At 76.1% G+C, this 6,194-nt stretch carries 7 protein-coding genes; 2 read left to right on the top strand and 5 right to left on the bottom strand.

From position 1 onward, the window contains the following. The 4 genes from C6N75_RS16480 to miaA all read right to left on the bottom strand — a co-directional run. Window positions 1-1,715 (bottom strand): RelA/SpoT family protein (locus tag C6N75_RS16480; protein ID WP_105869668.1); only part of this gene is annotated, 1,715 nt, incomplete at its 3' end. Window positions 1,716-1,970: 255 nt separating this feature from the next. After that, entirely contained in the window at window positions 1,971-2,855 is an 885-nt protein-coding gene (gene dapF, locus C6N75_RS16475) for a diaminopimelate epimerase (protein ID WP_407703235.1), read from the bottom strand. A 58-nt stretch (window positions 2,856-2,913) separates the two neighbouring features. Then, window positions 2,914-3,408, bottom strand: a complete 495-nt coding sequence (locus tag C6N75_RS16470; RefSeq protein WP_258177450.1) for a hypothetical protein — start codon at window positions 3,406-3,408, stop codon at window positions 2,914-2,916. A 107-nt stretch (window positions 3,409-3,515) separates the two neighbouring features. Then, window positions 3,516-4,454 (bottom strand): tRNA (adenosine(37)-N6)-dimethylallyltransferase MiaA, encoded by a 939-nt coding sequence (miaA, locus tag C6N75_RS16465; RefSeq protein ID WP_105869665.1) that lies wholly within the window; start codon window positions 4,452-4,454, stop codon window positions 3,516-3,518. Between the two features lie 141 nt (window positions 4,455-4,595). On the opposite strand from miaA, the gene C6N75_RS16460 reads away from it, so the two are divergent. Both C6N75_RS16460 and C6N75_RS16455 read left to right on the top strand, forming a co-directional pair. Then, window positions 4,596-4,940, top strand: coding sequence for a hypothetical protein (locus tag C6N75_RS16460; protein ID WP_105869664.1), 345 nt, complete (start codon window positions 4,596-4,598; stop codon window positions 4,938-4,940). A gap of 47 nt (window positions 4,941-4,987) precedes the next feature. Continuing rightward, entirely contained in the window at window positions 4,988-5,257 is a 270-nt protein-coding gene (locus tag C6N75_RS16455; protein WP_105869663.1) for an antitoxin, read from the top strand. A 32-nt stretch (window positions 5,258-5,289) separates the two neighbouring features. Here the strand turns inward: C6N75_RS16455 and C6N75_RS16450 are convergent, their stop codons facing one another. Next, entirely contained in the window at window positions 5,290-5,997 is a 708-nt protein-coding gene (locus C6N75_RS16450; protein ID WP_105869662.1) for a class III extradiol dioxygenase subunit B-like domain-containing protein, read from the bottom strand. Window positions 5,998-6,194: the final 197 nt, after the last annotated feature.

Here is a 6,194-nt window from a genome sequence, read left to right as displayed (position 1 = left end):
CCGCTGTGCCGGTCGGCCCGTCCGGGCCGGCCGGCGGGCGGCGTCCCCTGGGCGACCGGCGCGCCGGCCTGCGCCCCGGTGGCGGGGGCCGGCGGGTGGGCGGTGAGCCAGCTTCCGATCGCGATCCGGGCGGCCGGGGTGCGCGCGTGCTCCAGCCACTCCGGCGAGGGACCGGACACCGCCGCCTGCTGCGGCGCGGCCGGCTGGTGGCCGAGGAGCAACTGGACGGTGTCGCCGTCGGCGAGGACGGTGCCGAGCGCGGCCAGCCGGCCGTTGACCCGCGCGCCGACGCAGTCGTGCGCCGCCTCCCCGTGCCGGGCGTAGGCGGCGTCCACGCAGGTCGCGCCGGCCGGCAGGGCGAGCGCGCCGGTGTCCGGACAGAAGACGGTGATCTCGGCGTCCTGGGCGAGGTCGTCGCGGAGGGTCGCCCAGAAGGTGTCCGGGTCGGGGGCGTCCTGCTGCCAGGCGAGCAGCCGCGAGAGCCAGCCCGGCCGGGTCGGGTCCCGTCGCTCCCCGTCCTCCGCGACGCCGTTGCCGCCGTTGCCGCCGGCTCCGGTGGCCGTCGCCGCGCCGGTCTCCGGGGCGTCGGGGTTGCCCAGGGCCACGACCCCCGCCTCGGCGACCTTGTGCATCCGGCGGGTGCGGATCAGCACCTCGGCGACGGCCCCGTCGGCGGCGACGGCGGTGTGCAGCGACTGGTAGAGGTTGAACTTGGGCGCGGCGATGAAGTCCTTGAACTCCGAGACCACCGGGGTGAAGCAGGTGTGCAGCTCGCCCAGCACGCCGTAGCAGTCGGCGTCCTCCTCGACCAGGACCAGCAGCCGCCCGAAGTCGGTGGCGCGCAGCTCCCCGCGCTTGAGCCGCACCCGGTGCACGGAGACGAAGTGGCGGGGGCGGACCAGCACTTCGGCCGGGATGCGGGCGTCCCGCAGCACGGCCCGTACGTCGTCGGCGATGGCGCCCAGCACGTCCGGCGCGCTCGCCGCGGCGTCGACCAGGGCGCGGGTCCGCTGGTGGTCGGCGGGGTGGAGGATGGCGAAGACGAGGTCCTCCAGCTCGGTCTTGAGCGCCTGCACACCGAGCCGTTCGGCCAGCGGGATGAGCACGTCCCGGGTGACCTTGGCGATCCGGGCCTGCTTCTCGGGGCGCATCACGCCGAGGGTGCGCATGTTGTGCAGCCGGTCGGCGAGCTTGATCGACATCACCCGGACGTCGCTGCCGGTGGCGACCAGCATCTTGCGGAACGTCTCGGGTTCGGCGGCGGCCCCGTAGTCGACCTTCTCCAGTTTGGTGACGCCGTCCACCAGGTAGCGCACCTCGTCGCCGAACTCCCGGCCGACCTGGTCCAGGGTCACCTCGGTGTCCTCCACGGTGTCGTGGAGCAGCGAGGCGGTCAACGTGGTGGTCTCCGCGCCCAGTTCGGCGAGAATCAGGGTCACGGCGAGCGGGTGGGTGATGTAGGGCTCGCCGCTCTTGCGGTACTGGCCGCGGTGCGAGGACTCCGCCAGGACGTAGGCGCGGTGCAGCACGTCGAGGTCGGCGTCGGGATGGTGGGCGCGGTGGGCGTCGGCGACGTGCCCGATGGCGTCGGGCAGCCGGTCGCGGACGGCCGGGCCGAGCAGGGCGGCGCGGCCCAGTCTGCGGAGGTCGATGCCCGGTCGGGCGCGACGCCGACTGGGCGGAGCGGGGGCGGGACTGGCGGCCTCTGCGCTCATGGGGGCACCTCCGGCGGTCGACCGGCGGAGGGCGGGGCTCGACACGCCCGCCAGGCCGGTGCTTGATGCTACCGAGCCCACCACGGCGCGCTGACCCGCTCTCGCTCAGCGTGATCGGGACCACCCGTTCGAGCGAACCCCACCGCGTTTGCCCCTCGACCGGTGCTCGGAGCCACCCGGCGCCCGGCCACCGCGGCGCCCCGCGCCCGGCCCTCGGCCCGTCGCGGCCCCGCGCCCGGCTCCGGCGCGGCCACGTCAACCGGACGTCGTCGCGTCCCACCAGGCGGGGTCGAGGCGGCCCTCGGCGACGATCACGGCGGGGCCGGTCATCTCGACGGCGCCGTCGGGGTGTTCGGTGATCAGCAGCGTGCCGCCGAGCACGTCCACGGTGTACGTGACGGGGGCGCCGGTGGCGGCCGGGTCGACGCCGTCCCGCCGGGCGGCGGCGACCGCCACGGCGCACGCCCCGGTGCCGCAGGAACGGGTCTCGGCCGCGCCGCGCTCGTGCACCCGCATCGCCACATGGCGGGGGCCCCGGTCGGCGACGAACTCGATGTTGACCCCGTCCGGGTAGACCGGCGCGGGGCTGTAGGGCGGCTCGGCGGTCAGGTCGCCGGCGTGCGCGAGGTCGTCGACGAAGGCGACCGCGTGCGGATTGCCCATGTTGACGTTGCGGGCAGGCCAGCTCCGGCCGGCGACGGTGACGGTGACCCCCTCCCCGGGGAGCACCGCGCGGCCCATCGAGACGGTGACGTCGCCGTTCTTCGCGAGGTGGACGTGCTTGACGCCGCCGCGGGTGGCGACCGCGACGTCCCCGGCGGTGACCAGGCCGGCGTGCTGGAGGTAACGGGCGAAGACGCGCACGCCGTTGCCGCACATCTCGGCGACCGAGCCGTCCGCGTTGCGGTAGTCCATGAACCACTCGGCCTCGCCGGCGGACTCCCGCGCCTCGGGATGGGCGGCGGAGCGGACCACGTGCAGCAGTCCGTCGCCGCCGATACCGGCGCGCCGGTCGCACAGCCTGGCCACGACCGCGGCGGGCAGGTCGACGGCGTTGTCCGGGTCGGGCACGATGACGAAGTCGTTCTCGGTGCCGTGGCCCTTGAGGAAGGCGAGGGGTGCGGTGTTCACGCGCCCCATCGTACGACCGGGGTGCGACACGGCCGTGGGGGAGGCGACGGGGACTGCCGGCCGGGCCTCAGCGCAGGCGGGCCACCCGCCAGACGGCCAGCATGACCGGGATGGCGACACCGGCGGCGTAGAGGGCGAGGACGCGCCAGTCGGGGCGCTCGCCGGAGCCGCGGGCGGGCAGTCCGGGCCAGGTGTAGCCCACCCGGCGGGCGGCCATCAGGCCCCAGCCGGCCGCGCAGCCGCACAGCAGCAGGCCCAGCATGGCGAGGACCGCGCCGCCGTCACCGGACCCGAAGGCGAGCGGGAAGCCGAACATCAGGGAGCCGATGACGGCCAGGCCGACGATGGGGGCGAGCTGCCAGATGCGCAGCTTGCGCTGGGGGCGCAGCTCCACCTCGACCTCGTCGGGCGCGATCCGGGGCCGGCCGTCCTCGTCGAGGTCGGGGCCGTCGGGGGTGAGTCCGGGCGGCGCGAGCGGAGCCCCGGGAGCGACGCCCACCCGGACGTCCTCCGGTGGCGACGCCGTCTGCCGCTCTTCTCTGTCGCGAGGGCCGGCCTCCATCGCCACGCGCCCTCCCCACTCGGATTCCACTGGCTCGTCGATGCTCGATGATGGCACGCTCCGTACCCCCGGGGTGGCGGGCTGAGCGTCCCGATGCCATCACGTGATCAGGCTGTGACCGCTCGTTCGACCAACGCCAATGCCCGGTGCGGGAGTTCCCCGCGGTGGGCGGCGGCGCCGCTGAGCCAGTGGACACGCGGGTCGCGCCGGAACCAGGAGTCCTGGCGGCGGGCGAAGCGCTTGGTGGCGCGCACCGTCTCGGCCTTCGCCTCGTCCTCGGTGCACTCGCCCGCGAGGGCGGCGAGGACCTGCTGGTAGCCGAGGGCGCGGGAGGCGGTGCGGCCCTCGCGCAGCCCGCGGGCCGCCAGCTCGTGCACCTCGTCGACGAGGCCGGCCTCCCACATCCGGTCCACCCTTCGGGTGATCCGCTCGTCCAGTTCGGGGCGCTCGACGTCGACGCCGATCTGGACGGTGTCGTAGACGGAGTCGGGGCCGGGCAGGTTGGCGGTGAACGGCCTGCCGGTGATCTCGATGACCTCCAGGGCGCGGACGATCCGGCGGCCGTTGCCGGGCAGGATCGCGCGGGCGGCCTCCCGGTCGGCGGCGGCGAGGCGGGCGTGCAGGGCGCCTGGGCCGTGCTGCTCCAGCTCGGCCTCCAGGCGGGCGCGGACGGCCGGGTCGGTGCCGGGGAACTCCAGGGCGTCGACGGCCCCGCGCACGTACAGTCCGGAGCCGCCCACCAGCACCGGGGTGCGGCCCTCGGCCAGCAGCCTGTCGATCTCGGCGCGGGCCATGCGCTGGTACTCGGCGACGCTGGCGGCCTCGGTGACGTCCCAGACGTCCAGCAGGTGGTGCGGGATGCCGCCGCGCTCCTCGGGCGTCAGCTTGGCGGTGCCGATGTCCATCCCCCGGTAGAGCTGCATGGAGTCGGCGTTGACGACCTCGCCCCCGAGCCGCTGCGCGAGGAAGACCCCCAGGTCGGACTTTCCGGCCGCGGTGGGGCCGACGACGGCGATGACCCGAGGGGCCCGGCTTGCGCTGTTCACCGGCCCAGTGTCGCAGGGACGGCCGCCTTCCCCGAACGAGTGAGGTGACGGGGCCGGATGGGCGTCGTTGCCTGTTGCGGGATTCCGGCCATCGGGGCCGACCTGCTGATGTCACTTGGCTGCGTACAATATGGAGTGGTTATGGGCTTTTTCTCACGCTTTCGCCGGAAGTCGTTCGCGGTGGTGGGTGAGGACACCGCCGTCGAGCCGGTGACGACCGAGGAGCCGGCGCACGAGCGGGTGGACGAGCCGGCGGCGGAGTCGGCGGCCGGGGCCACCCCGGCGGCGGACGGGGCGGTCACCGAGTCGGCGCAAGCCGGTGAGGAGCCGGCTCGGGACGCGGAACCGGCCGACGCGGCCGGTGACGCCGAGGAGGCCGGAGAGGCGGCAGAGGCCGGGGCGGGCGGCGGCGACGCGGCCATTCCGCGGCAGCAGACCGCCGACGCGGCCGCGGACGACGCGGCGGACGAGACCGCCCGCGCCTGAGCGCGGGGTACGAAGGTACGGACGGACAGGGACGAGGAAGGTGCCCGATGGGATTCCTGGACACGCTGAAGGCCAAGCTCGGACCCGCCAAGGACCGGGTGTCCGGCCTCGCCCAGCAGCACGAGGGAAAGATCGACCAGGGTCTGGAGAAGGCGGCCCGGGTGGTCGACGAGCGGACCAAGGGCAAGTACAGCGACAAGATCGAGTCGGGCGCCGGCAAGGCCAGGGACGCGCTCGGCAAGCTGGCCCACCGGGACGAGGGCGGACCGGGCACGACCGGTACGACCGGCACCCCGCCGCCGCCCCCGGCCTCCTGACCCCGCCGGCACCGGCGGGGGCCGTCGGGACGTCAGGACCAGGCGGCGACGAAGTACCCGACCCCGTAGGGGGCGTCCTCGTACAGCAGGCGCCCCTCCAGGCCGGCGCCCTCGGCGGCGCCGGCCAGCACCTGCCAGGGGGCCCGGCCGGCGGCCTTCAGCTCACGGGCGAGCTCCGGGTCGAGGCCGGCCAGCGCGCCGGTGTCGGCGGCGCCCAGGGCGCGGGCGCACCGTTCGTCGAAGCCGGCGGCCCGCTCGTCGAGGTAGCCGGGGGCCTTGACGGTACGGCAGGCGCTGCCGTCACCGAGGACGAGCAGGGCGACCCGGGGCGCCCTGGTGGCCAGCTCGCGGCCGGCCTCCGCGCAGGCCGCGGGCGCGAGTCGGTCGCCCACGGCCAGCCCCTCGACCGGGGCGTCCGCCCATCCGGCGCGGGCCAGCAGCCAGGCGCCGACGGCCAGTGAGCCGGGCAGCGGGCGGTCGGCCCGCGCTCCGGCGCCCAGGCGCACCTCGGCGTCCACGCCGTAGCCGCGCAGGTCGCCCACCGAGCCGGCCGGGTGGGCGGTGGTGGCCGCGCCGTCCTGCGGGCCCACGGCGACCAGCAGGTCGGGGCGGGCGGCGGCGAGGACGGCGAGCGCGTCGGAGCACGCCGTACGGGCGGCGTCCAGCTCGGCGGCGGCGCCGGCGGCCACCTCGGGGACGAGCAGCGGCGGGCAGGGGCAGACGGCGGCGGCGACAAGCATGATCCGCAGCGTAACCGCTGCCGGCGCGCCCGCCGATCCCGTACGGCCCGCACCGCCCCCGTCCCGTACGGCCGCGATCCGTGCGATTCGCGTCGCCGGCGTGCCGGACGGATCAGGCGACCGTGCAGCCGCCGGTGACCGGCGGGAGGGGGGCGGGGGCGCCGATCTGGGGGAGGCCGGGCATGACACCGGCGGGC

It is taken from the genome of Streptomyces solincola (genome assembly GCF_002982015.1).
Taxonomy (GTDB): domain Bacteria; phylum Actinomycetota; class Actinomycetes; order Streptomycetales; family Streptomycetaceae; genus Streptomyces; species Streptomyces solincola.
The sequence above is the reverse complement of the archived record's forward strand: the minus strand, read 5'-3'. Positions and strand labels throughout refer to the sequence as shown.

Bases quoted from the DNA above. Each gene is read 5' to 3' on its own strand.
- dapF (WP_407703235.1), bottom strand. From the start codon at position 2,855: ATGGGGCGCGTGAACACCGCACCCCTCGCCTTCCTCAAGGGCCACGGC.
- C6N75_RS16470 (WP_258177450.1), bottom strand. From the start codon at position 3,408: ATGGAGGCCGGCCCTCGCGACAGAGAAGAGCGGCAGACGGCGTCGCCA.
- C6N75_RS16460 (WP_105869664.1), top strand. From the start codon at position 4,596: ATGGGCTTTTTCTCACGCTTTCGCCGGAAGTCGTTCGCGGTGGTGGGT.
- C6N75_RS16455 (WP_105869663.1), top strand. From the start codon at position 4,988: ATGGGATTCCTGGACACGCTGAAGGCCAAGCTCGGACCCGCCAAGGAC.
- C6N75_RS16450 (WP_105869662.1), bottom strand. From the start codon at position 5,997: ATGCTTGTCGCCGCCGCCGTCTGCCCCTGCCCGCCGCTGCTCGTCCCC.